Origin of the sequence: Achromobacter sp. ACM01, assembly GCF_014851745.1 — a bacterium.
Taxonomy (GTDB): Bacteria; Pseudomonadota; Gammaproteobacteria; order Burkholderiales; family Burkholderiaceae_B; genus Achromobacter; species Achromobacter aegrifaciens.
This window is the reverse complement of the sequence record NZ_JACVAF010000021.1, coordinates 1-801: the sequence shown is the minus strand read 5'-3', so window position 1 is coordinate 801 and position 801 is coordinate 1. Positions and strand designations below refer to the sequence as shown.

Genomic DNA, 801 nt, shown 5'->3' with positions numbered 1-801 from the left:
ATCATCGTCTTCCTGAACAAGGCTGACATGGTTGACGACGCCGAGCTGCTCGAGCTGGTGGAAATGGAAGTCCGCGAACTGCTGTCGAAGTACGACTTCCCGGGCGACGACACCCCGATCGTGAAGGGTTCGGCCAAGCTGGCGCTGGAAGGCGACAAGGGCGAACTGGGCGAACAGGCCATCATGGCTCTGGCCGCTGCGCTGGATTCGTACATCCCGACGCCCGAGCGCGCCGTGGACGGCACGTTCCTGATGCCGGTTGAAGACGTGTTCTCGATCTCGGGTCGCGGCACCGTGGTGACCGGCCGTATCGAACGCGGCGTGATCAAGGTCGGCGAAGAACTCGAAATCGTCGGTATCGTTCCGACGGTCAAGACGACCTGCACGGGCGTGGAAATGTTCCGCAAGCTGCTGGACCAAGGTCAAGCCGGCGACAACGTGGGCATCCTGCTGCGCGGCACCAAGCGTGAAGACGTCCAGCGCGGCCAAGTTCTGGCCAAGCCGGGCTCGATCACCCCGCACACCGACTTCACCTCCGAGGTGTACATCCTGTCCAAGGAAGAAGGCGGCCGTCACACCCCGTTCTTCCAAGGCTATCGTCCCCAGTTCTACTTCCGCACGACGGACGTGACGGGCACGATCGAACTGCCGGCCGACAAGGAAATGGTTCTGCCGGGCGACAACGTGGCCATGACGGTCAAGCTGCTGGCCCCCATCGCCATGGAAGAAGGCCTGCGTTTCGCCATCCGTGAAGGCGGTCGTACCGTCGGCGCCGGCGTCGTCGCCAAGATCCTGAAGTAA

1 protein-coding gene is annotated in these 801 nt (G+C 62.8%); it reads left to right on the top strand.

Translation table 11 applies throughout. The annotated features are described in order from the left end of the window. Window positions 1–801, top strand: an 801-nt coding sequence (locus IB268_RS30870; RefSeq protein WP_192355302.1) for an elongation factor Tu, incomplete at its 5' end; no start/stop codon positions are given.